Annotated in this window: 22 protein-coding genes; 5 read left to right on the top strand and 17 right to left on the bottom strand. The window is 58.4% G+C overall.

Annotation, left to right across the window (positions count from 1 at the left end):
• Positions 1 to 10: 10 nt before the first annotated feature.
• On the top strand, positions 11 to 1396 hold the full coding sequence (gene gspE, locus KHQ28_RS18220) for a type II secretion system protein GspE (RefSeq protein ID WP_211777644.1): 1386 nt from the start codon (positions 11 to 13) through the stop codon (positions 1394 to 1396).
• Positions 1386 to 2591, top strand: coding sequence for a protein transport protein HofC (gene hofC / locus KHQ28_RS18215; protein WP_023312663.1), 1206 nt, complete (start codon positions 1386 to 1388; stop codon positions 2589 to 2591). Before gspE ends, hofC begins: the two co-directional genes overlap by 11 nt.
• A 36-nt stretch (positions 2592 to 2627) precedes the next feature.
• On the opposite strand, the gene KHQ28_RS18210 is transcribed toward hofC, so the two are convergent.
• On the bottom strand, positions 2628 to 3671 hold the full coding sequence (locus KHQ28_RS18210; protein ID WP_004145938.1) for a GMP reductase: 1044 nt from the start codon (positions 3669 to 3671) through the stop codon (positions 2628 to 2630).
• A gap of 343 nt (positions 3672 to 4014) precedes the next feature.
• Between KHQ28_RS18210 and coaE the strand changes: the two genes are divergently transcribed.
• From coaE to yacG, 3 genes are read left to right on the top strand one after another with little or no spacing between them, the layout of a single operon-like run.
• Positions 4015 to 4635 carry a dephospho-CoA kinase gene (gene coaE, locus KHQ28_RS18205; protein ID WP_004145940.1) on the top strand — a complete coding sequence of 207 codons (621 nt, stop codon included), beginning with the start codon at positions 4015 to 4017 and terminating at the stop codon, positions 4633 to 4635.
• The gene (gene zapD, locus KHQ28_RS18200) at positions 4635 to 5378 is read left to right on the top strand and encodes a cell division protein ZapD (protein ID WP_002888645.1); all 744 of its coding nucleotides are present in this window, start codon (positions 4635 to 4637) and stop codon (positions 5376 to 5378) included. The genes coaE and zapD overlap by 1 nt, the downstream gene beginning before the upstream one ends.
• Before the next feature lie 9 nt (positions 5379 to 5387).
• Positions 5388 to 5582 carry a DNA gyrase inhibitor YacG gene (gene yacG / locus KHQ28_RS18195; protein ID WP_002888644.1) on the top strand — a complete coding sequence of 65 codons (195 nt, stop codon included), beginning with the start codon at positions 5388 to 5390 and terminating at the stop codon, positions 5580 to 5582.
• A gap of 52 nt (positions 5583 to 5634) precedes the next feature.
• Here the strand turns inward: yacG and mutT are convergent, their stop codons facing one another.
• From mutT to KHQ28_RS18115, 16 genes are all read right to left on the bottom strand, one after another.
• The gene (mutT, locus tag KHQ28_RS18190; protein ID WP_004145942.1) at positions 5635 to 6027 is read right to left on the bottom strand and encodes an 8-oxo-dGTP diphosphatase MutT; all 393 of its coding nucleotides are present in this window, start codon (positions 6025 to 6027) and stop codon (positions 5635 to 5637) included.
• Positions 6028 to 6085: 58 nt separating this feature from the next.
• Positions 6086 to 8791: a preprotein translocase subunit SecA gene (gene secA / locus KHQ28_RS18185; protein ID WP_002888638.1), complete on the bottom strand. Its 2706-nt coding sequence runs from the start codon at positions 8789 to 8791 to the stop codon at positions 6086 to 6088.
• Between the two features lie 62 nt (positions 8792 to 8853).
• Positions 8854 to 9351 carry a secA translation cis-regulator SecM gene (secM, locus tag KHQ28_RS18180; protein ID WP_002888635.1) on the bottom strand — a complete coding sequence of 166 codons (498 nt, stop codon included), beginning with the start codon at positions 9349 to 9351 and terminating at the stop codon, positions 8854 to 8856.
• A gap of 322 nt (positions 9352 to 9673) precedes the next feature.
• A complete protein-coding gene (lpxC, locus tag KHQ28_RS18175; protein ID WP_002888632.1) occupies positions 9674 to 10591 on the bottom strand; it encodes a UDP-3-O-acyl-N-acetylglucosamine deacetylase in 918 nt (305 codons plus the stop codon).
• A 100-nt stretch (positions 10592 to 10691) separates the two neighbouring features.
• Positions 10692 to 11843 carry a cell division protein FtsZ gene (gene ftsZ, locus KHQ28_RS18170; RefSeq protein WP_002888628.1) on the bottom strand — a complete coding sequence of 384 codons (1152 nt, stop codon included), beginning with the start codon at positions 11841 to 11843 and terminating at the stop codon, positions 10692 to 10694.
• Positions 11844 to 11905: 62 nt separating this feature from the next.
• Complete coding sequence (ftsA, locus tag KHQ28_RS18165) at positions 11906 to 13168, bottom strand: cell division protein FtsA (RefSeq protein WP_002888625.1); 1263 nt, start codon at positions 13166 to 13168, stop codon at positions 11906 to 11908.
• Positions 13165 to 13995 (bottom strand): cell division protein FtsQ, encoded by an 831-nt coding sequence (ftsQ, locus tag KHQ28_RS18160; protein WP_032419396.1) that lies wholly within the window; start codon positions 13993 to 13995, stop codon positions 13165 to 13167. The genes ftsA and ftsQ overlap by 4 nt, the downstream gene beginning before the upstream one ends.
• 1 nt (position 13996) lies before the next feature.
• The gene (locus KHQ28_RS18155; RefSeq protein ID WP_002888623.1) at positions 13997 to 14917 is read right to left on the bottom strand and encodes a D-alanine--D-alanine ligase; all 921 of its coding nucleotides are present in this window, start codon (positions 14915 to 14917) and stop codon (positions 13997 to 13999) included.
• A complete protein-coding gene (gene murC / locus KHQ28_RS18150; RefSeq protein WP_004145947.1) occupies positions 14910 to 16385 on the bottom strand; it encodes a UDP-N-acetylmuramate--L-alanine ligase in 1476 nt (491 codons plus the stop codon). The genes KHQ28_RS18155 and murC overlap by 8 nt, the downstream gene beginning before the upstream one ends.
• A 47-nt stretch (positions 16386 to 16432) precedes the next feature.
• Positions 16433 to 17503 (bottom strand): undecaprenyldiphospho-muramoylpentapeptide beta-N-acetylglucosaminyltransferase, encoded by a 1071-nt coding sequence (gene murG / locus KHQ28_RS18145; protein ID WP_002888566.1) that lies wholly within the window; start codon positions 17501 to 17503, stop codon positions 16433 to 16435.
• A complete protein-coding gene (ftsW, locus tag KHQ28_RS18140) occupies positions 17500 to 18774 on the bottom strand; it encodes a cell division protein FtsW (RefSeq protein WP_002888565.1) in 1275 nt (424 codons plus the stop codon). Before ftsW ends, murG begins: the two co-directional genes overlap by 4 nt.
• Entirely contained in the window at positions 18774 to 20090 is a 1317-nt protein-coding gene (gene murD / locus KHQ28_RS18135) for a UDP-N-acetylmuramoyl-L-alanine--D-glutamate ligase (RefSeq protein WP_032419397.1), read from the bottom strand. Before murD ends, ftsW begins: the two co-directional genes overlap by 1 nt.
• 2 nt (positions 20091 to 20092) lie before the next feature.
• A complete protein-coding gene (gene mraY, locus KHQ28_RS18130; protein ID WP_002888562.1) occupies positions 20093 to 21175 on the bottom strand; it encodes a phospho-N-acetylmuramoyl-pentapeptide-transferase in 1083 nt (360 codons plus the stop codon).
• Complete coding sequence (gene murF / locus KHQ28_RS18125) at positions 21169 to 22527, bottom strand: UDP-N-acetylmuramoyl-tripeptide--D-alanyl-D-alanine ligase (RefSeq protein ID WP_032419398.1); 1359 nt, start codon at positions 22525 to 22527, stop codon at positions 21169 to 21171. The genes mraY and murF overlap by 7 nt, the downstream gene beginning before the upstream one ends.
• The gene (murE, locus tag KHQ28_RS18120; protein WP_004182923.1) at positions 22524 to 24011 is read right to left on the bottom strand and encodes a UDP-N-acetylmuramoyl-L-alanyl-D-glutamate--2,6-diaminopimelate ligase; all 1488 of its coding nucleotides are present in this window, start codon (positions 24009 to 24011) and stop codon (positions 22524 to 22526) included. The genes murF and murE overlap by 4 nt, the downstream gene beginning before the upstream one ends.
• On the bottom strand, positions 23998 to 25764 hold the full coding sequence (locus tag KHQ28_RS18115; RefSeq protein WP_002888559.1) for a peptidoglycan glycosyltransferase FtsI: 1767 nt from the start codon (positions 25762 to 25764) through the stop codon (positions 23998 to 24000). Before KHQ28_RS18115 ends, murE begins: the two co-directional genes overlap by 14 nt.
• Positions 25765 to 25773 lie beyond the last annotated feature (9 nt).

Raw genomic sequence — 25773 nt, 5'->3', positions numbered from 1 at the left:
GGGCGAATGCATGAAAACAGAACAGCTGATCCCCCTCTGCCGTCGCTACCACGCCATGCTGCTGCATAGCGATGAACAGACAATCTCTATTGCGGTGGTTAATACCCCGCCGGCGGAGTTGATGGAGGCGCTACGCTTCGCGACGCAAAAGCGGATCGACATTGAATGCAGGAGCCAGGAGCAGATGGATAAGCGTCTGCAGGCCCAGGAAAAGCAGGCGCAACTGGCGCAGAACGACGGGCCGGAAAATATCGCCGAACGGGTCAACCAGATCCTCGAACAGGCCCTGCGTCAGCGGGCGTCTGATATCCATATCGAGCCCACGGAAACGCACTTACGCATCCGCCTGCGGGTCGATGGCGTCCTTCACGCCCTACCGTTGCTGGCTCCCGAACTGGCCGCACCGGTTATCGCGCGACTCAAGGTCCTGGCCAGTCTCGATATCGCCGAGCACCGTTTACCGCAGGATGGCCAGTTCGCGCTGAATCTTGCGGGACGACCGCTCTCTTTTCGCATCGCCACTCTGCCCTGCCGCTATGGCGAAAAGATTGTCCTGCGCCTTCTGCATCAGGTTGACCAGGCGCTGGATCTGGAAGCACTCGGACTCTCATCCTCCCAGCTGGCGGCCTTTCGCCAGGCGCTGAACCAGCCGCAGGGTCTGCTGCTGGTCACCGGCCCAACCGGAAGCGGGAAAACGGTGACCCTCTACAGCGCCCTGCAGGCCAGAAACCGTGAGCAAGTGAATATCTGTAGCGTGGAGGATCCACTGGAGATCCCCATCGCCGGGATGAACCAGACGCAAATCAATCCCCGCGCCGGACTCACTTTTCACAGTGTGCTGCGCGCCCTGTTACGCCAGGATCCGGATATTGTCATGGTGGGCGAGATCCGCGATGCCGAGACCGCTGAAATCGCGCTCAAAGCCGCCCAGACCGGTCATCTGGTGCTCTCCACCCTGCACACCAACTCCACCAGCGAAACCCTGACCCGCCTGCAGCAAATGGGCATCGCCCGCTGGATGATTTCCTCTGCGCTCTCGCTGGTCATCGCCCAGCGTCTGGTCCGCAAGCTGTGTCCCCACTGTCGGCGTAATGCCGGTAGCGCCGCCGACCTGCCGCACAGCCTGTGGCCCCGCCCGCTGCCACGCTGGCAGGCAGCGGGCTGCGAACATTGTTACCACGGATATTACGGCCGGCTGGCGCTGTTCGAAGTGCTGCCTGTTACCCCCGGGCTACGCCAGGGGATAGTCCAGGGACTTAACGCCATTGAGATTGAATCTCTGGCGCGAGCCGCAGGGATGATGACGCTTTTTGAAAGCGGCTGTCAGGCTATCGAACAGGGATTGACCAGCCTCGAAGAGGTGGTGCGGGTGCTGGGGATCCCCCATGGCGACTAAGCGTCTCTGGCGCTGGCGCGGTATTGATGTGCAGGGCGCCCCCTGTCAGGGGATGCTATGGCAAACCAAGCGTCTGGAGGTCCTGCAGCACCTCCAACAGCAGCGAGTCATACCGCTGGCCGTACGCCGCTGTGCGGTGAAGCAGAGCCTCTGGCACCCGCGCTACAGTTGCGAAACGATCCGCCAGCTGGCGACCCTGCTGCAGGCCGGCCTGCCGCTGGCGGAAGGGTTATCGCTGCTGGCGCAGCAGCAGTCGCATGCCCAGTGGCAGGCGCTGCTTGAGGCGCTAGGCCGCGAGCTGGCCCAGGGCGTGGCGTTCTCTGCCGCGCTGGCGCAGTGGCCCCAGGCTTTTCCGCCACTATATCTGGCGATGATTAGCACCGGCGAACTGACGGGCAAGCTCGATATCTGCTGCCTGCAGTTGGCGAATCAGCAGCAGGAGCAGCAGCGGCTCGCCAGCAAAGTTAAAAAAGCGCTGCGCTACCCGCTGATCGTGCTCTCTCTGGCGCTGTTGGTGGTGCTGGGGATGCTCTATTTTGTCCTGCCCGAGTTCACCGCCATCTACCAGACGTTCAGTACGCCGTTACCGCTGTTGACGCGGATGGTCGTTGCGGCAGGCGACATGCTAAGTCGCGGCTGGCCGCTGCTGCTGGCCTTGCTGCTGAGCCCGCTGCTGCTCAACCAGCTGATCCGGCGGCGCAGCGACTGGTTGCTGCGCCGCCAGCGGTTGCTTAACGCGCTTCCTCTCATTGGCTCCCTGATCGGCGGACAACAGCTGAGCCTGATCTTCACCATCCTGGCGTTAACCCAAAGCGCCGGTATTAGCTTTCTGCAGGGGCTGCAAAGCGTTGAAGAGTCCCTGTCGTGCCCGCTATGGCGCCAGCGTCTGGCGCAGGCCCGCGCGCTGATCGTTCAGGGGGAGCCGATTTGGCAGGCGTTAAGCCGCTGCGGCGGTTTTACACCGCTGTGCCTGCAGCTCATCCGCACGGGGGAAAGCGCGGGAGCGCTGGATCAGATGCTGGAAAACCTGGCGCATCACCATCGCGAGCAAACCTATCAGCGAGCCGATAGTCTGGCTGCGCATCTTGAACCCATGATGCTGGTGATAACCGGCTCGCTGGTCGGGATTCTGGTGGTGGCAATGTATTTGCCCGTTTTTCACCTGGGCGATGCCATTGGCGGGGCGGGAGGATGAGAAACACTGGCGCCGCGCAGGCGCCAGTGCAGCCGATTACAGGCTATTGAATACCCGGTTCTCTTGTTCCTGAACGCGGATAAAGGTCGTACGCTTGGTCAGCTCTTTCAGACGCGAGGCGCCAACGTAGGTGCAGGCAGAACGCAGGCCGCCGAGAATATCACGTGCGGTATTCTCCACCGGTCCACGCAAAGGCAGCTTAACGGTTTTGCCTTCCGCCGCGCGGTATTTCGCGACACCGCCCACATGGCGGGTCATCGCCGACTCGGAGCTCATGCCGTAGAACAGCATGAATTTCTCTCCGTTCTCTTCAACGATGGTTCCGCCGCTCTCTTCATGGCCCGCCAGCATGCCGCCAAGCATCACGAAATCAGCGCCGCCGCCGAAGGCTTTCGCCACATCGCCCGGCATGGTGCAACCGCCGTCGCTGATGATCTGGCCGCCAAGGCCGTGCGCCGCATCGGCACACTCAATCACGGCGGAGAGCTGCGGATAGCCGACCCCGGTCTTAACGCGGGTGGTGCAGACGGATCCCGGGCCGATGCCAACTTTGACGATATCGGCGCCGGAGAGGATCAGCTCTTCGCACATTTCACCGGTGACCACGTTCCCGGCGATGATAGTTTTTTGCGGCCAGGCTTCGCGCGCCTTCGCCACGAACTGTACAAAGTGCTCGGAGTAGCCGTTGGCGACGTCGATACACACAAAATTCAGCTGTGGGTTCTGAGAGAGGATCTGCTGGGTTTTTTCGAAATCCGCATCGGACGTGCCGGTGGAAACCATCACATGCTTGAGTACGTCTGCGGATGCGCCCTGGGTAAACGCCAGCCATTCTTCAGCGGTGTAGTGCTTATGTACCGCGGTCAGAATACCAAAAGTGGCCAGCGCTTTAGCCATGCTGAAGGTGCCGACGGTATCCATGTTAGCCGCAATAATCGGCACGCCGGACCAGGTCAGGCCTGAATGTTTAAAGGTGAATTCACGTTCCAGCTCAACATCAGAACGGCTTTTGAGGGTAGAGCGTTTCGGGCGGATAAGAACGTCTTTGAAACCAAGCTTCAGATCTTCTTCAATACGCATGTGCGAATTCCTGGGGTTAATGGCATGAATGTGAGAGCACAACTCCAGTGACGTTATCATACGCGCGAATCAGGCCCGCGCAAGACTGCGATTTTCACTTTTTTTACGCTACAATCGTATAAATTTACCTGGTGAATGGAGAAAAAGGCGCCTATGCCTTCCCCTGCCGGAGTATTGTTTTTAACCATTTGATTTGCTTGATTAAAACAAACAGTATAGCGGACGGCGATCCCGGTTGGCGCGGGGCCCTCACGACATGCTCACTGTCGCCTCCCCGGCGCGCTGCCAGTCATCGCTGTCTGCCTGCAAAAAATACGAGCAATCCGTTTCAGGGTCAGAAGATATGGGGTACACAGTCGCGTTAACAGGCGGGATCGGCAGCGGTAAAAGTACGGTCGCCGACGCCTTCGCGCAGCTTGGGGTTAAGGTTATCGATGCCGATGTTATCGCCCGTCAGGTGGTCGAGCCCGGTACCCCGGCGCTCCAGGCCATTGTCGGCCACTTCGGACCACAGATGATTGCCCCCGACGGCACGCTGAACCGCCGCCTGCTGCGGGAAAAAATTTTTGCTCACGTGGAGGAAAAAGCCTGGCTCAATGCGCTGTTGCACCCGCTGATTCAGCAGGAAACGCGCCGCCAGATGCAGGCCGCCACCTCCCCTTATCTCCTCTGGGTCGTACCTTTGCTGGTCGAAAACCGCCTGTCCAGTCTGGCCGATCGCGTACTGGTCGTCGATGTGCCGAAAGAGACGCAAATCGAACGCACCATGCTGCGCGATAAGGTCAGCCGCGAACATGCTGAACATATTCTTGCCGCCCAGGCCACGCGCCAGCAGCGCCTGGCCGTCGCGGACGATGTTATTGAAAACACTGGCACGCCGGATGCAGTGGCATCGGATGTTGCCCGCCTGCACGAAAAGTATTTAACGCTGGCATCGCAGGCCGCCTCGCAGGAAAACTCGTAATGCATACCCCCGTTCTGTTTGAACATCCTCTTAATGAGAAAATGCGCACCTGGCTGCGCATCGAATTTCTGATCCAGCAGATGGCTTTCCATCCGCAGATTGCCAGCCATGCCGATGCGCTCCATTTTTTCCGTAACGCCGGCGATCTGCTGGATGTCCTGGAGCGCGGCGAGGTGCGCACTGACCTGGTTAAAGAGCTGGAACGCCAGCAGCGTAAGCTCCAGTCATGGGCAGAAGTGCCGGGCGTCGATCAGGAGCGCATAAACGAGCTGCGCCACCAGTTGAAGCAGTCCTCCAGCACCCTGATGGCCGCGCCGCGCATTGGTCAGTTTCTGCGTGAAGATCGCCTGATTGCGCTGGTGCGTCAGCGCCTGAGTATTCCTGGCGGCTGCTGCAGCTTCGATTTACCGACCCTGCATATCTGGCTCCATATGCCACAGGCGCATCGCGACGAGCAGGTGGCCAGCTGGCTTGCCAGCCTCGATCCGCTGGTCCAGTCCCTGAGCCTGATCCTCGATCTTATCCGCAACTCCGCGCTGTTCCGCAAACAGACCAGCCTCAACGGCTTTTATCAGGATAATGGCGAAGATGCCGATCTGCTGCGCCTGCGTCTCGATCTGGCTCACCAGCTTTATCCGCAAATTTCCGGCCATAAGAGCCGTTTCGCCATCCGTTTCCTGGCGCTGGACAGTGAATATGGGATCGTGCCGGAGCGCTTTGATTTTGAACTGGCCTGCTGTTAAGGAGATAACATGTCAGAAGAGACTATCGTCAACTGCCCGACCTGCGGCAAAACTGTGGTGTGGGGCGAGCAGAGTCCGTTTCGTCCGTTCTGTAGCAAGCGCTGCCAACTGATCGATCTGGGAGAATGGGCTGCGGAAGAGAAGCGCATCCCCAGCGCGGGGGATCTCTCCGATAGCGATGACTGGAGCGAGCAGCAACCCTGATTTGATGGCAAGCTAACCCGGCGCCTGGCGGGTTAGCCTCGCGCCCCGGGGCTCAGCCCTGGGCGATAAGTTTGCTGATAACCGGTTCATTCGCCGGAGGAAACGCCGCCGGATCCAACGTTGGCCCCGCCATCCACCGACCCGGCTGCCCTTCTTTACCCCACGGCTCGCCTTGCCAACTTTCCACGAGGAAAAACCACAGCGTAATATGGCGATCGGGGAACTGATACTCCAGCTTATCAAAGAGCGAAGAGGTGGTGACCGTAATCCCAACCTCCTCCTGCAGTTCGCGGATTAGCGCCTGCTCAGGCGTCTCATCAGATTCAATCTTCCCGCCCGGGAACTCCAGCTTATTCGCCATATGGGCATCGGCGGCGCGCTGGGTAATAAAGATTTCGCCTTGCGGATTGCGAATTATCCCGACGGCGATTTGCAGTTTTTTCATTGAATGCGCTCCATAAAAAAGGCGCAGAACTCTGCGCCTTTGTTTGTTTTATCAGACCTTAGCTCAGACGGCCGTGGCACTGTTTGTACTTTTTGCCGGAGCCGCACGGGCACGGATCGTTACGGCCCACTTTACGTTCGCCGGTTTGCGCCGCCAGATCCTGGGCTGCGGCTTCATCATCGCTCTGATGGCTGAGCTGCTGCATCTGCGCCAGGCGCTCGGCCTCTTCACGACGCTGCTGTTCCATCGCCTCGACTTCTTCCGGCATCCGCACCTGGACTTTGCTCAGGGTGCTGATCACTTCATACTTCAGTGACTCCAGCATCGCGGCAAACATTGAGAACGATTCGCGCTTGTACTCCTGCTTCGGATCTTTCTGCGCATAGCCGCGCAGGTGGATACCCTGGCGCAGGTAATCCATCGCCGCGAGGTGCTCTTTCCACAGCGAATCCAGAGTCTGCAGCATCACGCCTTTCTCGAAGTGGCGCATCATCTCGGCGCCGACCACTTCTTCTTTACGCTGGTAGGTTTCTACCGCGCTCTGCAGAATACGTTCGCGCAGGGTCTCTTCATGCAGCTCCGGCTCTTTATCCAGCCACTCTTTGATTGGCAGGTCGAGGTCGAAGTCGTTTTTCAGACGCTCCTGCAGACCTTCGATATCCCACATCTCCTCCAGCGACTGCGGCGGAATATGGGCATCGATCGTCGCCTTAAAGACGTCTTCGCGGATGCTGTTGATGGTTTCGCTGACGTCAGACACGTCCAGCAGCTCGTTACGCTGGGTGTAGATCGCCCGGCGCTGGTCGTTGGCCACATCATCATATTCCAGCAGCTGCTTACGGATATCGAAGTTACGGCTTTCCACTTTACGCTGGGCGTTGGCGATCGCCTTGGTGACCCACGGGTGCTCAATCGCCTCACCTGGTTTCATTCCCAGTTTACGCATCATGCCAGACACGCGATCGGAGGCGAAGATACGCATCAGGGCATCTTCCATTGACAGGTAGAAGCGGGAAGAACCGGCATCCCCCTGACGACCAGCACGGCCGCGCAGCTGGTTATCGATACGGCGAGATTCATGACGCTCGGTACCGATGATGTGCAGACCGCCTGCGGCCAGTACCGCATCGTGGCGTACCTGCCAGTCGGCTTTGATTTTCTCAATCTGCTCTGGCGTTGGGTTTTCCAGCGCAGCGACTTCCGCCTGCCAGCTACCGCCGAGCATAATATCGGTACCACGACCCGCCATGTTGGTGGCGATGGTCACCGCGGAAGGGTAGCCCGCCTGGGCGACGATATCCGCCTCGCTGGCGTGGAATTTGGCGTTCAGGACGTTGTGCTTGATGCCGGCTTTAGTCAGTTCGCGGGAAACCACTTCAGATTTTTCGATCGAGATAGTCCCCACCAGCACCGGCTGACCGGCAGCGGTACGAGTTTTGATATCTTCGATAATTGCCTGAATTTTTTCCGCTTCGGTCATATAGACCAGATCCGCCATATCTTTACGGATCATCGGACGGTTGGTCGGTACAACCACGGTATCCAGCTTATAGATAGAGCTGAATTCAAAGGCTTCGGTATCGGCTGTACCGGTCATCCCCGCCAGCTTCTCGTACAGACGGAAGTAGTTCTGGAAGGTGATAGAGGCCAGAGTCTGGTTCTCGTTTTGGATCTCCACGCCCTCTTTGGCCTCAACGGCCTGGTGCAGACCATCGGACCAGCGGCGGCCCTGCATCGTGCGGCCAGTGTGCTCATCGACGATGATAACTTCGCCATCTTTGACAATGTAGTCAACGTCGCGGGTGAACAGCGCATGGGCGCGCAGCGCGGCGGTAACGTGGTGCATCAGCATAATGTTGGTTGGAGAGTACAGGGACTCACCTTCATCCATAATGCCTTCCTGTACCAGCAGCTCTTCAATCAGCACCAGACCACGTTCGGTCAGGTTAACCTGACGCGCTTTTTCATCCACCGAGAAGTGGCCTTCGCCAGTGAAAGTATCCGAATCCTCTTTTTCCTGGCGGATCAGATGCGGGATGATTTTGTTTACCTTGCGGTACATTTCAGAGCTGTCTTCCGCCGGGCCGGAAATGATCAGCGGCGTACGCGCCTCATCGATCAGGATGGAGTCCACCTCATCCACCAGCGCATAGTGCAGTTTACGCTGAACGCGCTCTTCCGGGCTGAAGGCCATGTTGTCGCGCAGGTAGTCGAAGCCGTATTCGTTGTTGGTGCCATAGGTGATATCGGCAGCGTAAGCTTCACGCTTCGCCGGCGCCGGCAGGCCGGACATGTTGATGCCAACTGTCATGCCCAGGAATTCAAACAGCGGGCGGTTATTTTCGGCGTCACGCTGGGCCAGATAGTCGTTGACGGTCACTACGTGAACGCCTTTGCCGGTTAGCGCGTTGAGGTACGCCGGCAGGGTCGCGGTCAGGGTTTTACCTTCACCGGTACGCATCTCGGCGATGCAGCGATCGTTAAGCACCATACCGCCCAGCAGCTGGACGTCGAAGTGGCGCATGCCGAATACGCGCTTACTGGCTTCGCGAACGACGGCGAAAGCTTCAGGGATCAGGCTTTCCAGCGTTTCGCCTTTTTCCAGGCGCGCGCGGAATTCAGCGGTTTTCGCTTTCAGCTCGTCATCAGAGAGTTTTTCCATCGCCGGTTCCATGCCGTTGATGATATTGACGACTTTGCGCATACGACGCAGCGTACGGTCGTTACGGCTGCCGAAAACCTTGGTTAACATTTTGATAAGCATAATAAAATCTCAAACGCCCCGCGGTGCGGAGTCACAAAAAATAGGATGGTCCGTGGTTATTTTCAGCTGAGACGTTGAGGCCCTGCGCGGATCCCCGCCACCTGGCTTATCCAGGCGCTGACGCGGAAGGCAGAATATGAAGAAGGGATGTAACCCGCCTGGCGGATCACCACCGGCGGCGTGCTGTCCTGCGTCAGCAGCGCGCTGAGGGTGTCGAGCAGCGCCAGATGCTGAGCCTGCAGCGGGGAAGTTTCTTCCGCCACCGGCAGCGCCTGCGGCGCCATGGCGAAGGAGAGATGACGAATAACGGTGCGAATGGCGTGCTGATGCCAGTAGTCGACGGTAAAGCTGGGCCGGCGATTCGTCTCCAGCAGCGCCAGCTGAGAGAAATTAACCTTGCTCGGATTGTGATTGCTGGCGGTCGCCTTCGCTGGCGCCGCGGTCTCGTGACCGTTGCTTAGCGCAGGCAGGCCGAGGCTGGCCGCGACCATCCCCAACAGGAGATGCGGCCAAAAATACCGTCTGCCAAACTGTCGCCAGCGCGTCAGCAATCCACTCACGTTCATTACCTTTCTTTGCTAGACCCGTCGTCGTTCAGGCTGTCTCTTTATTGATGTTTTTCGCAGGACAACCTGATGTCCACGGGGTAAAGCAACCCTGAGAAATAATTTTGCGCTCAAATACTAACATTAATACCGGCCTGAGGCAGCATGAATGAAGGCGATTGCCCGGCGAAAACGCTTAATAAAGCAGCGAACGCACGCTAATTATTATCCAGGGATCGCAGCGAAAATAACTGGAGGGTGCTATAAAAGAAAAACGACTGGCTCCCTGGTCGGAGAGAGTACCAGGTTACCAGTCGAATTTACTGAATGGTCAGGCTTACGCCAGAACCATCGACGGTGCGCGGAACGCCATTGGCAGTTTTGCGTCGTCTTCGAATGTCACATACTCCCAGGCTTCCTGTTTTGCCAGAACCGCCTGCAGCAGTTTGTTGTTCAACGCGTGACCCGATTTGTACGCCGTGAATGCGCCGATAATGTTGTGACCACACATAAACAGGTCACCGATCGCATCCAGCATTTTGTGGCGAACAAATTCGTCTTCAAAGCGCAGACCGTCTTCGTTCAGTACGCGATAATCGTCAACAACGATGGCACAATCGAAGCTGCCGCCCAGGCACAGGCCGCGGGACTGCAGATATTCGATATCGCGCATAAAACCGAAGGTACGCGCACGGCTAATCTGACGCATGAACGCATCGGCCGAGAAGTTCAGCGTATAGCGCTGGGTGCTGGCATCAATCGCTGGATGGTTAAAATCGATGGTGAAGTCCAGCGAAAAACCATTGTACGGTTTGAATTCAGCCCATTTGTCGCCATCTTCAACGCGAACCGTCTCTTTGATACGTACAAATTTCTTGGCGCAGTTCAGTTCATCAATGCCGGCGTCCAGCAACAGATAAACGAACGGAGCCGCACTGCCGTCCATAATCGGGATTTCCGGCGCATCGACTTCAACAATAATGTTGTCGATACCCAGGCCAGCCAATGCGGCGTTCAGGTGTTCAACCGTAGAAATCCGCACGTCATGCTCATTAACCAGGCAAGTACAGAGCATGGTATCACGCACAGATTTGGCATCAGCCGGAAAATCTACCGGTGGATTCAAGTCGGTGCGACGATAGATGACCCCGGTATTTGCCGGCGCAGGGCGTAACGTCAGAGTGACTTTCTTGCCGGTATGCAAACCGACGCCAGTCGCCTGAACGATACGTTTAAGAGTCCTTTGTTTGATCATCGTATAATCTCGCCAATTTACCTATCCAACCGAAGTGTACACCACTATCGGGAGGCCAGTTTAGCACAAAGAGCGCAGATGCCCAACTTCCAGTCGATTCTTAATCGGCTTGCTTACGCAGGAAGGCTGGGATATCCAGATAATCCGGCTCTTTCGCGGTTTGCGGCGTATTGTCGTTCACCACTTTGGCTGCCGGCTTCTGCTCTTGCGTCAGCGGCGACATACCATGCTGCTGGTAACGATCCATCACCGGCTGCTGAACCTGCTTGTTGGTTACCAGGGTGATTTCCGGACGCTTATCCATGCCAATACCGGTCGCCACTACGGTCACGCGCAGCTCGTCGTTCATATCCGGGTCCAGAGAGGTACCGATAACCACGGTCGCATTATCCGAGGCAAAAGCACGGATGGTGTTACCCACAGTTTCGAACTCGTCCAGACGCAGGTCGAAGCCCGCAGTAATGTTGACCAGCACGCCGCGCGCGCCTGACAGGTCGATATCTTCCAGCAGCGGAGAAGAGATAGCCATTTCAGCCGCTTCTTCCGCACGGTCTTCACCGCTCGCCACCCCGGAGCCCATCATCGCGTAGCCCATTTCAGACATCACGGTACGGACGTCCGCGAAGTCGACGTTCATCAGACCCGGACGGGTGATCAGTTCGGCGATACCCTGCACCGCGCCTTTCAGGACGTCGTTTGCCGCGCCGAATGCGTCGAGCAGGGAAATTCCACGACCCAGGACCTTCAGCAGCTTGTCGTTCGGGATGGTGATCAGTGAGTCAACGTGCTTGGACAGCTCGGTGATCCCCTGCTCAGCGAACGCCATGCGCTTCTTACCTTCAAAATTAAACGGCTTAGTGACCACCGCAACGGTGAGGATCCCCAGATCCTTCGCCACTTCCGCGACTACGGGCGCCGCGCCGGTACCGGTACCGCCGCCCATGCCTGCCGCGATGAACACCATGTCTGCGCCATCAAGGGCTGCGCGCAGCGCTTCACGGTCTTCATCAGCCGCGTTACGGCCGACTTCCGGGTTCGCGCCCGCGCCCAGACCTTTGGTAATACCGCTACCGATCTGGATAGTCTGGCCAACTGCCGTCTTACGCAGCGCCTGCGCATCGGTGTTTACCGCGAAGAATTCAACACCCTCAATGCGCTCGCGCACCATGTGTTCAACGGCGTTACCGCCGCCGCCACCGACGCCGATGACTTTAATCACCGCGTCGTTGGTCAGTTCCATAGGTTCAAACATAGTTTCTCTCCGTCTTGTGCCTGTCGCCTGAGAACGCTAATTGTCTGCGTTCTCTTAAAAAATTAAAACTCTTTTCGCAGCCAGCTGTTGAGTCGCTTAATCCACGAGCCCACTGAGGCCGTCACGCGTTTTTCTACTTCCGCTTCACCACTGAGATGTGACTCTTTTCCGTAGTGCAGCAGCCCCACCGCCGTTGAATAATACGGCTCCTGGGCATAGTCGGTTAAACCGGTGATGTTCAGCGGCGCGCCAATGCGCACCTGAGTATGGAACACGCGCTGCGCACAGGCCGCCAGACCTTCAATTTGCGCCGCGCCGCCGGTTAACACAATCCCCGCCGCCAGATGATGTTTAACACCCTGCTGGCGGAGCTGTTCCTGCAGCTGCAGGATCTCTTCATTGACCAGGTTAAGCAGCTCGGTATAGCGCGGTTCAATCACCTCTGCCAACGTCTGACGCTGCAGGCTACGCGGAGGACGTCCACCGACGCTCGGTACTTCGACGTTTTCGTCTTTACCGACGATGGAACCCAATGCGCATCCGTGACGAACCTTAATCGCTTCGGCATCGCTCGGCGGCGTACCGAAGGCATAGGCGATATCGCTGGTCACCACGTTACCGGCATACGGGATCACTTTGGTGTGACGCAATGCGCCGCCGGTGTAGACGGCGATATCCATTGTACCACCGCCGATATCCACAACGCAGACGCCCAGCTCACGTTCGTCTTCTGTTAATACCGAATAACTGGCCGCTAACCCGGCGAAAATAAGTTGGTCAACTTTCAGACCACAACGTTCCACTGCTTTAACAATGTTTTTTGCCATATCGTTATGGCAGGTGATCAGATGCACCTTCGCCTGCATACGCACGCCGGACAGCCCTACCGGGTTTTTAATCCCTTCCTGGTAGTCGATAGCATATTCCTGCGGAATCACGTGCAGGACACGATGTTCATCGCGAACGCGAACCGACTTCGCGGTGTGGACCACGTTCTCGACGTCGTCCTGCGTCACTTCTTCTTCCGAAATCGGTACCATCCCGATTTCATTCTGACAGCTTATATGTTTACCCGAAAGTGCCAAATAAACTGATGAAATCTGGCAATCCGCCATCAGTTCGGCCTGGTCGATGGCGCGCTGTACGCATTTCACCACCGACTCGAGGTCGTTCACACCGCCTTTATCCATACCACGCGATGGGCAACTGCCCACGCCGATGATATTGATCATGCCGTCGGGCAGAACTTCCCCTACTAAAGCGGCCACCTTGGCGGTGCCAATCTCCAGTCCAACTACCAGTTTTCTGTCCGTCGCCTTGATCATTGTTGTTCTGCCTGTGCCTGATTCTGTTGTTGATTAGTATCCTCTGCGGGAGCAGGTACCCAGCCCACTGCCGCACCCGAGTCATAACGCAAATCAACGTAGCTAATCCGTTTGCCGTCGGTCTGCGCCTGCTGCTGAAGAACCGGGTAGAGTTCCATAAAGCGCTGAAGCCGTTTCATGGTATCGCCACGGCCAAGGTTGAGCTTGATGTCATTATTAAGCGTCAACTGCCAGGAGCGACGGGCGGTCATCGCCGCCACTTTCAACGTGAATTTATCCTTTGCCAGCACCTGCCCCATGTCACGATATCCCTGCAGCACTTCGTTCTCGCTGCCTTCGGGACCGTATAACATCGGTAAATTCTGTTTGCTGGTGCGATCCGCCGGCACGCTGAAGGCATTTCCTTCTGCATCCACCATATGTTGATCATTCCAGCGCGCAATCGGCACATATTCAACCAGATGAATCTTCAATTCATCGGGCCACTGCTTTCGGACGCTCGCCTGCTTAATCCACGGCAGACGTTCAATCTGGCTCTGGATGATGTTCACATCCTGAGTCATAAAGGTACCCGGCGAACCCAGCGCCAGGATCGCCTGACGGATGTCATCATTGCGCGTATAGTGACGCTCGCCGGTCACCACCATCTTCGACAGCGGTAAGCGCTGCGCATCTTCCATCCAGCCAAGAACCATCCACCCGCTGACCAGCACGGTAAACAGCACCGCCAGCAGGAAAACGATCCCTGCCAGCCGCGTTCCATTACTCCGACGCGAAGAAGAAGCCTCTTCTTCATGGTTCCGCGTATTCAGCGCAGCCTGCGACATATCACCCCGCCAGGTCCAGAATTCGTACAACAAGCTGGGAGAAGCTCATTCCTGCCTGACGCGCCGCCATTGGCACAAGGCTATGGCTGGTCATGCCCGGGGAAGTATTCGCTTCCAGCAGATAAAACTGGCCATCGCTGTCCAGCATCACGTCAATACGGCCCCAGCCTTTGCAACCCAGAACATTCCAGGCTTTAAGCACCAGGTTCTGAATAGCTGACTCACGCGCGGGATCTTCAAATCCTGGGCAGAAATATTGCGTCTCATCAGAGAGATACTTCGCCTCATAATCATAGAAGGTTCCCGCGGCCTGGATACGTATTGACGGTAAAATTTCTTCACCGACTATGGCGACGGTAAATTCCGGTCCACTGAGCCATTTTTCGACCAAAACTTCATCATCATGCTGAAAAGCCAACGCCAATGCACTTGCTAAATCACAACTTTCGCTGACTTTCGACATCCCGACGCTGGAGCCTTCACGGCTCGGCTTGATGATGACCGGCAGACCCAGCGCCGCAATTTGCTGTTCGACGTCAGTAGACAGCCCGGCGGCAAACTGGGCGCGGGTCAGCGCCACCCACGGCGCGACCGGTAATCCGGCGCCCTGCCACAGCCACTTGCTGCGCAGTTTATCCATTGAAATCGCCGAAGCCATCACGCCGCTGCCGGTATAAGGCAGCTGGATTAACTCCAGCAGCCCCTGCAGAGTGCCATCTTCCCCGCCGCGGCCGTGGAGGGCAATAAACGCTTTCTTAAAGCCCTGCTTTTTTAGCTGGGTAATATCAACATCGCGCGGGTCGACCGGATGGGCGTCCACCCCGCCTTCACGCAGCCCGGCCAGCACCGCCGCGCCTGAATTCAGCGACACTTCACGTTCAGCGGAGGTTCCACCGAAAAGCACCGCGATTTTATCAGCCATGGCGCTCCTCCTCCGTTTTTTGCGGGATCAGTTTGATTTCAGCCAGGTGGCGGGCGATTTTACCGATGTTACCGGCGCCCTGCACCAGTACTAAATCGTTGCCGGTCAGGACTGACGCCAGCATCTCCGCGGCCTGGGCCGAATCGGGCACCAGGATCGGATCCACTTTCCCGCGACCGCGAATGGTGCGGCACAGCGAGCGGCTGTCGGCGCCCGGGATCGGCGCTTCGCCCGCCGGATAAACATCCAGCATCAGCAGGGCATCCACCTGGGTCAGCACGTTGGCAAAATCATCATACAGATCGCGGGTACGGGTATAACGGTGCGGCTGGAATACCATCACCAGGTTTTTATCCGGCCAGCCGGCGCGCGCTGCTTTAATGGTGGCGTCCACTTCCGTCGGGTGGTGACCGTAATCATCGATCAGCATCGCGCTGCCCGGTTTGCCGTTGACTTCGGCCAGCGGAAACTCGCCAAGAAAATCAAAGCGGCGTCCTGTTCCCTGGAAGCTCTCCAGTGCGCGCAGAATAGCCCGATCGTCAATCCCCTCTTCCGTCGCCACGGCGACGGCCGCCGCCGCGTTCAGCGCGTTATGGCGTCCCGGGGCATTGAGCGTCACCTGCAGGATCGCTTTATCCTGGCGCACCAGGCGGAAATGCCCCTGCGCCCCAACCTGACGATAGTCCTCGACGCGCACGTCGGCGTCGTCGCTAAAACCGTAGGTGGTGATCTGCCGGCCAACGCGCGGCAGCAATTCCCGGATCACCGGATCGTCCACGCACATCACCGCGCGTCCGTAGAACGGCAGGTTGTGCAGGAAGTTGATAAAGGTCTGCTTCAGATTCTCAAAGTCGCCATGGTAGGTATCCATGTGATCGGCTTCGATGTTGGTGACAATGGCCACCATCGGCTGCAGATGCAGAAACGACGCGTCGCTCTCATCCGCTTCCGCGATCAGGTAACGGCTATGGCCAAGACGGGCATGTACGCCCGCCGCTTTTACCAGTCCGCCGTTGACGAAGGTCGGGTCCAGCCCGGCCTCGGCGTAAATGCTGGATACCATCGCGGTGGTGGTGGTTTTGCCGTGGGTCCCGGCAATGGCGATCCCGTGGCGAAAGCGCATAAGTTCCGCCAGCATTTCGGCACGACGGATCACCGGGATACGCGCCTCATGCGCGGCAACGATTTCCGGGTTATCTGCCGAAATCGCGCTGGAAACGACAACCACGCTGGCATCACGCACGTTTTCCGGGCGATGGTTGAAATAAATGGTGGCGCCAAGCTGCGACAGCTGCTGGGTCACCGGATTCGGCGCCAGGTCGGAGCCGCTGATCTGGTAACCTTCGTTAGCCAACACTTCGGCAATACCGCCCATACCGGCACCGCCGATGCCGACAAAGTGAATGTGCCGAACGCGACGCATCTCGGGCACTATGGAACGCAGTTTTGCCAAATCTTGTGTATTCATTCTTTACGCCATCAACTTCTGTATTCGGGCGGTGAAAATCACCGCAATTAGCGCGCCAAAGCTACGGCGCTGACCTCTTCTGCTACCCGCTCGGTAGCGTCCGGAATCGAAGCGCCACGCGCTCGTTCCGCCATATCCAGCAAGGTTTCCCGATCCCAGCTCGCCAGGGTAGAGGCAACCGCCTCTACCGTGAACTCAGGCTGTTCAAGAATTTTCGCCGCGCCGGCTTTCTCCAGCGGCAGCGCATTCCAGTACTGCTGACGATCTTTGTGCTGAAACGGGACAAACAGCGCTGGTAAACCTGCGGCCGCGATTTCGCTAACCGTCAGCGCGCCGGAACGGCAAACCACAACATCTGCCCAGGCATACGCCGCGGCCATGTCATCAATAAATTCCGTCACTTTATGCTGCGGCTGTCCGGCGGCGGCATAGGCCTGCTGCACGGTTTGCTGGCCGCCTTTGCCGCTTTGATGCCAGATGGTCACCGTAGCGCCGAGCTTCGCCGCCACCTGCGGCATCGTCTGGTTCAGGACGCGCGCGCCCTGAGAGCCACCGACCACCAGCACGCGAATCGGTCCCTGACGGCCAACCAGACGCTGACCTGGCAGCGGTAGCGCCAGTACATCTGTGCGCACCGGGTTCCCAACGACGTCCGCATGCGGGAACGCGCCGGGAAACGCCTGCATCACTTTCTTCGCAATCTTCGCCAGCCACTTGTTAGTCAGGCCGGCAATGCCGTTTTGCTCGTGGAGGACCACCGGGATCCCCAGCGACCACGCCGCCAGACCGCCAGGCCCGGAAACATAGCCGCCCATACCCAGCACCACGTCCGGCTGGAAACGCTTCATGATCGCCCGCGCCTGACGCCAGGCGTTAAAGATACGCACCGGCGCCAGTAGCTGCGCTTTGATACCTTTGCCACGCAGGCCGGAGATGCGGATAAAATCAATTTCGATGCCGTTTTTCGGCACTAAATCCGCTTCCATACGATCGGCGGTACCCAGCCAGCGAACCTGCCAGCCCTGGTCCATTAAATGGTGCGCGACCGCCAGTCCCGGGAACACATGCCCGCCGGTACCGCCCGCCATCACCATCAACCGCTTTTCCTGACCGCTCATCGCACACCCCGTGTAAACGCCTGGGCTTTTTCCAGACGCGTTTCATAATCAATTCGCAACAACAACATAATGGCCGTCGACATAATCAACAGACTGGAACCACCATAACTGATCAGCGGCAGCGTCAGACCTTTCGTCGGCAGCATCCCCGCCGCCGCGCCGACGTTAACTAACGCCTGGAAGCTAAACCAGATACCAATCGCACAGGCGAGGAAGCCGGAAAAGCGATGATCGATCTCCAGCGCTTTACGGCCAATCGACATGGCGCGGAAAGCGACGAAGAATACCATTAAAAGCGCCAGTACCACACCGATATAACCGAGTTCTTCGCCGATAATGGCGAAGATAAAGTCAGTGTGCGCTTCCGGTAAATACTCCAGTTTTTGCACCGAGTTGCCGAGGCCCTGTCCCCACATCTCGCCTCGGCCGAAAGCCATCAGCGACTGGGTCAGCTGGTAGCCGCTGCCGAACGGGTCTTCCCACGGGTTCCAGAAGGAGGTCACGCGGCGAATACGGTATGGTTCGGCGAGGATCAGCAGGACCACCGCCGAAATACCCATGCCGATAATGGCGATGAACTGCCACAGCTTCGCGCCGGCGAGAAACAGCATCGCCAGCGTGGTGACGAACAGGACCACCACGGTACCGAGGTCAGGCTGCGCCAGCAGCAGGATGGCCAGTACGAAAATCACGCCCATCGGTTTTAAGAAGCCGCGCAGGTTGTTACGCACTTCGTCGGCTTTACGCACCAGATAGTTGGCGATGTAGCAAAACAGCGACAGCTTGGTGAACTCCGCCGGCTGAATACGCAGCGGACCAAGGGCTATCCAGCGCGATGCGCCGTTTACCGAGCTGCCTACTACCAGTACGATCAGCAGCATGACGATCGAGGCGATCAGCATCGCGGTACTGTGGCGCTGCCAGAAATCCATCGGCAGACGTAGCGTAATCATCGCCAGCGCGAAGGCCAGCACAATGTACAGGCCGTCACGCTTGGCGAAGAGGAAAGGATCGTTCGCCAGGCGCTGTCCGACCGGCATCGACGCCGAGGTCACCATAATAAAGCCGATCGCCGCCAGGCCGAAGGTCAGCCATAGCAGCATCCGGTCATACATCACCAGACTGTCGTTATCTTTCGGGCGCGAGCCCATCACCCAGCCTTTCAGCGCAGCGAATAGCCAGGCGAAAATAAACATCCCCGGCAATCGCGGCAGTCTCAGCCGAGGCAGGCTCAGCTGCGGCATTCTCAGGCGTGGGAGAGAGAAACGCATCAACCTAACTCCTTCGCCAGACGGGCAAACATCTCGCCCCGTTGTTCAAAGTTCTTAAACTGATCCAGGCTAGCGCAGGCCGGCGACAGGAGCACCATGTCCCCCGCTTTCACCAGGGGAGCAATCTGACGCATCGCCTGTTCCATAGTCTCAGTTTGTACCGCCACCTCAGGACGCAGCTCAGCGAGCTCGGCGCCATCGCGACCAAAGCAGTACAGGCGAATACGATCGCCGCCGAGGTAGCGCTTCAGCGGGGTAAAATCAGCGGACTTGCCGTCGCCGCCCAGCAGCAGATAGAGCGTGCCGTCCAGCTGCAGGCCGTTCAGCGCCGCCTCGGTGCTGCCGACGTTGGTCGCCTTCGAGTCGTTAATCCAGCGTACGCCGTTGTGATCCAGCACCAGCTGGAAACGGTGCGCCAGACCGGTAAAGGTGGTCAGCGCCTTCAGGCTGCTGGCCCGCGGCAGACCCGCGGCATCGGCCAGCGCCAGCGCCGCCAGGGCGTTGCTGTAGTTATGCTGACCGGTGAGAGGCATCTCTTTCACATTGAGGACTTTCTCACCTTTAACGCGCAGCCAGGTTTCGCCCTGCTGGCGGTTAAGGTGGTAGTCACCGACATCGACGCCAAAGCTAATGCAGCGTTCGTCCGCCCCGCGTACCGGCATGGTGAGCGCATCGTCCGCGTTCACCACGCAGGTCTTCGCATTCTCGTAAATCCGCAGCTTCGCCGCGCGATACTGCTGCAGTCCCAGCGGGTAGCGGTCCATATGGTCCTCAGTCACGTTGAGGATGGTTGCCGCCACCGCCTGCAGGCTGGAGGTGGTTTCCAGCTGGAAGCTGGAGAGCTCCAGCACATACAGCTCTCGATCGGTGTCCAGCAACATCAGCGCCGGCAGGCCGATATTGCCGCCCACGCCGACGTTAACTCCAGCGGCTTTCGCCATCTCGCCCACCAGGGTAGTAACAGTGCTTTTGCCGTTAGAACCGGTAATGGCGATAATCGGCGCCTGCGCTTCGCGGCAGAACAGTTCGATATCGCCAACGATCTCTACGCCAGCGTCGGCCGCTGCGCTGAGCGAAGGATGGGCCAGCGCAATCCCCGGACTGGCGACAATCAGGTCCGCCGCCAGCAGCCAGTTATCATTGAGTCCGCCGACATGGCATTCGACCGATTCGGGTAATTTATCCAGCCCCGGAGGCGCGACGCGGGTGTCCATCACGCGCGGGGTTACGCCGCGCGCCATGAAAAAGTCCACGCATGACAGGCCGGTCATACCCAGCCCAATAATGACGACTTTTTTACCCTGATAATCTGCCATGATTAACGTACCTTCAGCGTCGCCAGGCCAATCAGCACCAGCATCAGCGAAATAATCCAGAAGCGCACGATAACGCGCGGCTCCGGCCAGCCTTTCAGTTCATAGTGGTGGTGGATCGGCGCCATGCGGAAGATACGCTGACCGCGCAGCTTAAAGGAGCCGACCTGCAGAATAACCGACAGCGTTTCCACCACGAAAACCCCGCCCATGATCACCAGCAGGAACTCCTGACGCAGCAGCACGGCGATAATGCCCAACGCGCCGCCGAGCGCCAGTGAACCGACGTCGCCCATAAAGACTTGCGCCGGGTAGGTGTTGAACCACAGGAAGCCCAGCCCCGCCCCGACAATCGCCGTACAGACGATCACCAGCTCGCCGGCGTGGCGCAGATACGGGATATGCAGGTAGTTGGCGAAATTCATGTTGCCGGTGGCCCATGCCACCAGCGCAAAGCCTGCCGCGACGAAAACGGTCGGCATAATCGCCAGGCCGTCGAGGCCGTCGGTCAGGTTGACGGCGTTGCCGGTACCGACGATAACGAAGTAGGCCAGCAAGATATAGAACAGCCCCAGCTGCGGCATTACGTCTTTAAAGAACGGCACCACCAGCTCGGTTGCCGGGGTATCTTTCCCCGCCAGATACAGCGCGAAGGCCACGCCCAGGGCGATCACCGACATCCAGAAATACTTCCAGCGGGCGATCAGGCCTTTGGTATCTTTGCGCACGACTTTACGGTAATCATCAACGAAACCGATGATGCCGTAGCCGATTAATACCGTCAGTACGCACCAGACGTACGGGTTAGATGGATAGGCCCACAGCAGAACGGAAACGGTGATCGCGGTGAGGATCATGATCCCGCCCATGGTCGGAGTACCGCGTTTACTGAAATGAGACTCCGGGCCGTCGTTACGTACGACCTGGCCAAAGGCGAGTTTTTGCAGACGGGCGATCATGCGCGGGCCCATCCACAACGAGATGAACAGCGCGGTCAGCAGGCTGACGATGGCGCGAAACGTCAGATAAGAAAAGACGTTAAAGCCGGAATAATATTTGACCAAGTGTTCGGCCAGCCATACTAACATGTCCCAGTCTCCTGTAATGCGCGTACTACCTCTTCCATGGCGGCACTACGTGAACCCTTCACTAAAATGGTCATTATTTTGTGCTCCGCCAGCAGCTCGCGCAGGCGAGCCACCACGGCGGCTTTATCGTTAAAATGTTCGCCCACGCCGCTGGCGCGGCTGATATCCGCGCTCAAGGCGCCGACGCTGAGGACGCAATCCAGACCCGCCGCTTTCGCCGCTTCGCCGACTTCGCGATGGCAGGCCGCGCTCTCCGCGCCAAGCTCTGCCATATCGCCGACCACCATCGTGCGAAAGCCGGGCATCTCTGACAGCACCTGCACCGCCGCGGTCATCGAACCAACGTTAGCGTTATAGGAATCATCCAGCAGCAGCTGGCTCTCGGTCAGCCGGATCGGGAACAGACGTCCCGGAACGGCCTGCAGCTGCGCCAGTCCGGCTTTCACCGCCGCCAAATCGGCGCCTACCGCCATCGCCAGCGAAGTGGCGGCCAGCGCATTAGCGATGTTGTGGCGTCCCGGCAGCGGCAGCAGTACGTCAACGTTGCCGGTTGGGGTCTGCAGCGTAAATTCGGTGCCGTGGCTGGTGATCTGCACGTTGGTCGCCGTGAAATCGCTGTTCGCCGCGTTCGGCGAGAAGCGCCACACTTTGCGATCGCCAATCACCGCCTGCCAGTTCAGCCAGTCGTTATTGTCGGCATTGAGGATGGCGATGCCATTTTCCGGCAGACCGGTATAGATTTCGCCCTTCGCCTTCGCCACGCCCGCCAGCGAACCGAAACCTTCCAGGTGCGCCGCAGCAAGGTTGTTGACCAGCGCCGCTTCCGGACGCGTCAGGCTGACGGTCCAGGCGATTTCGCCCTGGTGGTTGGCGCCGAGTTCGATCACCGCGTACTGATGCTCTTTGGTCAGCCGCAGCAGCGTCATCGGGACGCCGATATCGTTGTTCAGGTTGCCGGCGGTATACAGCGTGTTGCCGCACTGGCTGAGGATCGCCGCGGTCATCTCTTTAACCGAGGTTTTACCGGACGAGCCGGTCAGGGCGACGACGCGAGTCGGCACCTGCTGACGCACCCAGGCGGCTAACTCACCGAAAGCCTGCCGGGTATCGTTCACAATCACCTGCGGGAGATTGCAGGCCAGCGGACGACTCACCAGCAGCGCGCCGGCGCCCGCCGCTTTCGCCTGTTCGGCAAAATCATGGGCGTCGAAACGCTCCCCTTTCAGCGCCACAAACAGGCAGCCCGCCGTCACTTTACGGGTATCGGTGGTCACCTCGTCGATAGCGACATCGCTACCCTGCCGTTCGCCATGGGCGATCGCGGCAAGTTGACTTAACGTAAAGCGAATCATGCTACCGCTCCCAGCAGACGCGCGACGGTCACGCGGTCGGAATAATCCAGACGGCGGTTGCCGACGATCTGGTAATCTTCATGGCCTTTACCCGCCACCAGCACCACGTCGTTCTCTTTCGCCTGCATCACGGCGTTGGTCACCGCTTCCGCGCGGCCTTCCATCACCTTCGCCTGACCTGCATCGAGCATGCCGGCCAGAATATCGTTGATAATCGCCCGCGGCTCTTCGGTGCGCGGGTTATCGTCAGTAACGACCACGATGTCGGCAAATTCTTCCGCGATAGCGCCCATCAACGGACGTTTACCTTTGTCGCGGTCGCCGCCGCAGCCGAAGACGCACCACAGCTTGCCGCTGCAGTGCAGGCGTGCCGCCTGCAGCGCTTTTTCCAGCGCGTCAGGCGTATGGGCATAATCTACCACCACGGCAGGTTTACCCGGCGCGCTGAACACTTCCATACGGCCGCACACCGGCTGTAAACGCGCTGCGGTCTTCAGCAGATCGGCCAGCGGATAGCCCAGCGCCAGCAGCGTGGCCAGCGCCAGCAGCAGGTTGCTGACGTTAAATGCGCCCATCAGGCGGCTTTCGATTTCGCCCTTGCCCCAGCTGGAGTCAAACTGGATGGTCGCCCCGCTGTCGTGATAGTTCACCGCGGTGGCCTTTAGCCAGCGGCCGTGGCAATTCGGGTTGATATGATCTTCCATCGATACCGCCACCGCGTCCGGCAGTTTTGCCAGCCAGCGACGACCGACTTCATCGTCAGCATTGACGATGGCCTGACCGCAATGATGGGTGGAGTACAGCAGCCATTTCGCCGCTTCGTAGTGCTCCATGTCGCCATGGTAGTCGAGATGATCGCGGCTGAGATTGGTAAACACCGAGGCGGCAAACTGCAGGGCCGCTACGCGGTGCTGTACCAGACCGTGGGAGGAGACTTCCATCGCGCCGAAGGTAGCCCCCTGCCCGACCAGACTGGAGAGCACATGTTGAACGTCCACCGCGGAACCGGTGGTGTTTTCAGTTGGAACGACTTTATCCAGCAGACCGTTACCGACGGTCCCCATCACCGCGCTGGTTTCGCCGAGCAGCTTTGCCCACTGCGCCAGCAGCTGAGTGGTGGTGGTTTTCCCGTTGGTGCCGGTGACGCCCACCAGACGCAGCTGCTGCGACGGCTGATGATAAAAACGCCCGGCCAGCGCCGATAAGCGTTCGTTAAGCTGGCTCAGGTAGATAACCGGCACGCCGTGCATTTCACGGATCTCACCGTCTTTAGCTTCGCCCTGCGCTTCAGCAATAATGGCAGCCACACCTTGCGCTATCGCCTGCGGGATATAACGACGCCCGTCCGCCTGATGACCCTGTACCGCGATAAAGAGATCGCCGGAAGCAGCCACCCGGCTGTCCAGCGTCATCTCTCGCAGAATGCGCTCCGGTGCGTTTGGCACCCATGGAGCGAGTAGGTCGCGCAAATTACGATCTGCCACCTGTTCCCTCGCCTTGATTAATTACAAATTCACTTTTTTCGCCCGTTGCCAGCGCATCCGGCTCGATGTTCATGGTGCGCAATACGCCGCCCATGATGGCACCGAAGACCGGCGCGGAAACGGCGCCACCGTAGTATTTACCTGCCTGCGGGTCGTTGATCACCACCACCAGCGCGAAGCGCGGATGGCTGGCGGGCGCAACGCCTGCGGTGTAAGCAATATATTTGTTGATATAGCGGCCATCCGGCCCCACTTTTTTCGCCGTACCGGTTTTAATCGCGATGCGATAGCCTTTGATCGCCGCTTTCACACCGCCGCCGCCGGGCAGCGCCACGCTTTCCATCATATGAACGACGGTACGAACGAGTGATTCCGGGAAGACGCGCTCGCCCGGAACCGGAGGATCAACCTTGGTAATCGACAACGGGCGATAGATGCCATAGCTGCCAATCGTTGCGTAGACACGCGCTAACTGTAACGGGGTTACCATTAGCCCATAGCCGAAAGAAAAGGTGGCCCTCTCTATGTCAGACCACCGTTGTTTTTGAGGATATAAGCCACTGCGTTCTCCGACCAACCCCAAATTGGTCGCCTTTCCAAGCCCAAAACGTGAGTAAGTATCTACTAACGCTGAGGACGGCATCGCTAACGCCAGCTTAGAAACACCGACGTTACTCGACTTCTGTAGCACCCCGGTCAGGGTCAATTCGCTGTAGCGCGCCACATCTTTGATTTCGTGGCCGTTAATTCGATAAGGCACGGTATTGAGCACGGTATTTTCGTTGACGATACCGCGCTGCAGCGCCGTCATGACCACCATCGGTTTCACCGTCGAACCCGGCTCAAACACGTCGGTAATCGCACGGTTACGCATGGTGTCTTTTGCCGTACCGGCGAAGTTGTTCGGGTTATAGGATGGGCTGTTGGCCATCGCCAGCACTTCACCGGTGTTAACATCCACTAACACGGCGCTGCCCGACTCGGCTTTGTTAAAGGCCACGGCGTTGTTCAGCTCGCGATAGACCAGCGCCTGCAGGCGTTCGTCGATACTCAGCGCCAGGTTGTGCGCTGCCTGGCTATCGGTAGAAGAGATGTCTTCAATTACCCGGCCATAGCGGTCTTTACGTACGATACGCTCGCCCGGCTGGCCGGTAAGCCATTTATCAAAGCTTTTCTCAACCCCTTCAATCCCCTGGCTATCGACGTTGGTAAAGCCGATGAGGTGAGCGGTTACTTCCCCGGAAGGGTAGTACCGACGGGATTCTTCGCGCAGATGAATGCCCGGCAGCTTCAGCTTCTTGATGTAATCGGCCATGTCAGGGTTAACCTGACGCGCCAGATAGATAAACCGCATCCGCGGATTGGTATTGATGCGCGTCGCCAGCTGATCCAGCGGCATATTGAGGGCATCCGCCAGCGCCTTCCAGCGCGTATCCAGGGTAACCCCGCCGGCGTCATGGAGCTCTTTCGGGTCGGCCCAGATAGCCTTCACCGGCACGCTGACCGCCAGCGGACGTCCGGAGCGATCGGTAATCATCCCGCGCGCGGTGGACACTTCCTGTACGCGCAGAGAACGCATATCGCCCTGGCGCACCAGCATATCGGGGCTGATCACCTGTAGCCAGGCGACGCGACCCAGCAGAAAAGCCAGCGCCAGCAGAATACAGCCGCACAGCAACGCAAAACGCCAACTGATAAAGTTGGCCTGTTCTTCCTGACGTTTTGCTTTAGGCGTTTTTGGCGCTGCTTTCATCCGTCGCAA

This window comes from Klebsiella sp. 28, from assembly GCF_018223905.1.
Classification (GTDB): Bacteria; Pseudomonadota; Gammaproteobacteria; order Enterobacterales; family Enterobacteriaceae; genus Klebsiella; species Klebsiella pneumoniae.
This window is presented reverse-complemented; position numbering and strand designations above follow the sequence as displayed.

Excerpts from the sequence above, each read along its gene's own strand:
- gspE (WP_211777644.1), top strand. The coding sequence starts at position 11 with ATGAAAACAGAACAGCTGATCCCCCTCTGCCGTCGCTACCACGCCATG.
- hofC (WP_023312663.1), top strand. The coding sequence starts at position 1,386 with ATGGCGACTAAGCGTCTCTGGCGCTGGCGCGGTATTGATGTGCAGGGC.
- KHQ28_RS18210 (WP_004145938.1), bottom strand. The coding sequence starts at position 3,671 with ATGCGTATTGAAGAAGATCTGAAGCTTGGTTTCAAAGACGTTCTTATC.
- coaE (WP_004145940.1), top strand. The coding sequence starts at position 4,015 with ATGGGGTACACAGTCGCGTTAACAGGCGGGATCGGCAGCGGTAAAAGT.
- zapD (WP_002888645.1), top strand. The coding sequence starts at position 4,635 with ATGCATACCCCCGTTCTGTTTGAACATCCTCTTAATGAGAAAATGCGC.
- yacG (WP_002888644.1), top strand. The coding sequence starts at position 5,388 with ATGTCAGAAGAGACTATCGTCAACTGCCCGACCTGCGGCAAAACTGTG.
- mutT (WP_004145942.1), bottom strand. The coding sequence starts at position 6,027 with ATGAAAAAACTGCAAATCGCCGTCGGGATAATTCGCAATCCGCAAGGC.
- secA (WP_002888638.1), bottom strand. The coding sequence starts at position 8,791 with ATGCTTATCAAAATGTTAACCAAGGTTTTCGGCAGCCGTAACGACCGT.
- lpxC (WP_002888632.1), bottom strand. The coding sequence starts at position 10,591 with ATGATCAAACAAAGGACTCTTAAACGTATCGTTCAGGCGACTGGCGTC.
- ftsZ (WP_002888628.1), bottom strand. The coding sequence starts at position 11,843 with ATGTTTGAACCTATGGAACTGACCAACGACGCGGTGATTAAAGTCATC.
- ftsA (WP_002888625.1), bottom strand. The coding sequence starts at position 13,168 with ATGATCAAGGCGACGGACAGAAAACTGGTAGTTGGACTGGAGATTGGC.
- ftsQ (WP_032419396.1), bottom strand. The coding sequence starts at position 13,995 with ATGTCGCAGGCTGCGCTGAATACGCGGAACCATGAAGAAGAGGCTTCT.
- KHQ28_RS18155 (WP_002888623.1), bottom strand. The coding sequence starts at position 14,917 with ATGGCTGATAAAATCGCGGTGCTTTTCGGTGGAACCTCCGCTGAACGT.
- murC (WP_004145947.1), bottom strand. The coding sequence starts at position 16,385 with ATGAATACACAAGATTTGGCAAAACTGCGTTCCATAGTGCCCGAGATG.
- murG (WP_002888566.1), bottom strand. The coding sequence starts at position 17,503 with ATGAGCGGTCAGGAAAAGCGGTTGATGGTGATGGCGGGCGGTACCGGC.
- ftsW (WP_002888565.1), bottom strand. The coding sequence starts at position 18,774 with ATGCGTTTCTCTCTCCCACGCCTGAGAATGCCGCAGCTGAGCCTGCCT.
- murD (WP_032419397.1), bottom strand. The coding sequence starts at position 20,090 with ATGGCAGATTATCAGGGTAAAAAAGTCGTCATTATTGGGCTGGGTATG.
- mraY (WP_002888562.1), bottom strand. The coding sequence starts at position 21,175 with ATGTTAGTATGGCTGGCCGAACACTTGGTCAAATATTATTCCGGCTTT.
- murF (WP_032419398.1), bottom strand. The coding sequence starts at position 22,527 with ATGATTCGCTTTACGTTAAGTCAACTTGCCGCGATCGCCCATGGCGAA.
- KHQ28_RS18115 (WP_002888559.1), bottom strand. The coding sequence starts at position 25,764 with ATGAAAGCAGCGCCAAAAACGCCTAAAGCAAAACGTCAGGAAGAACAG.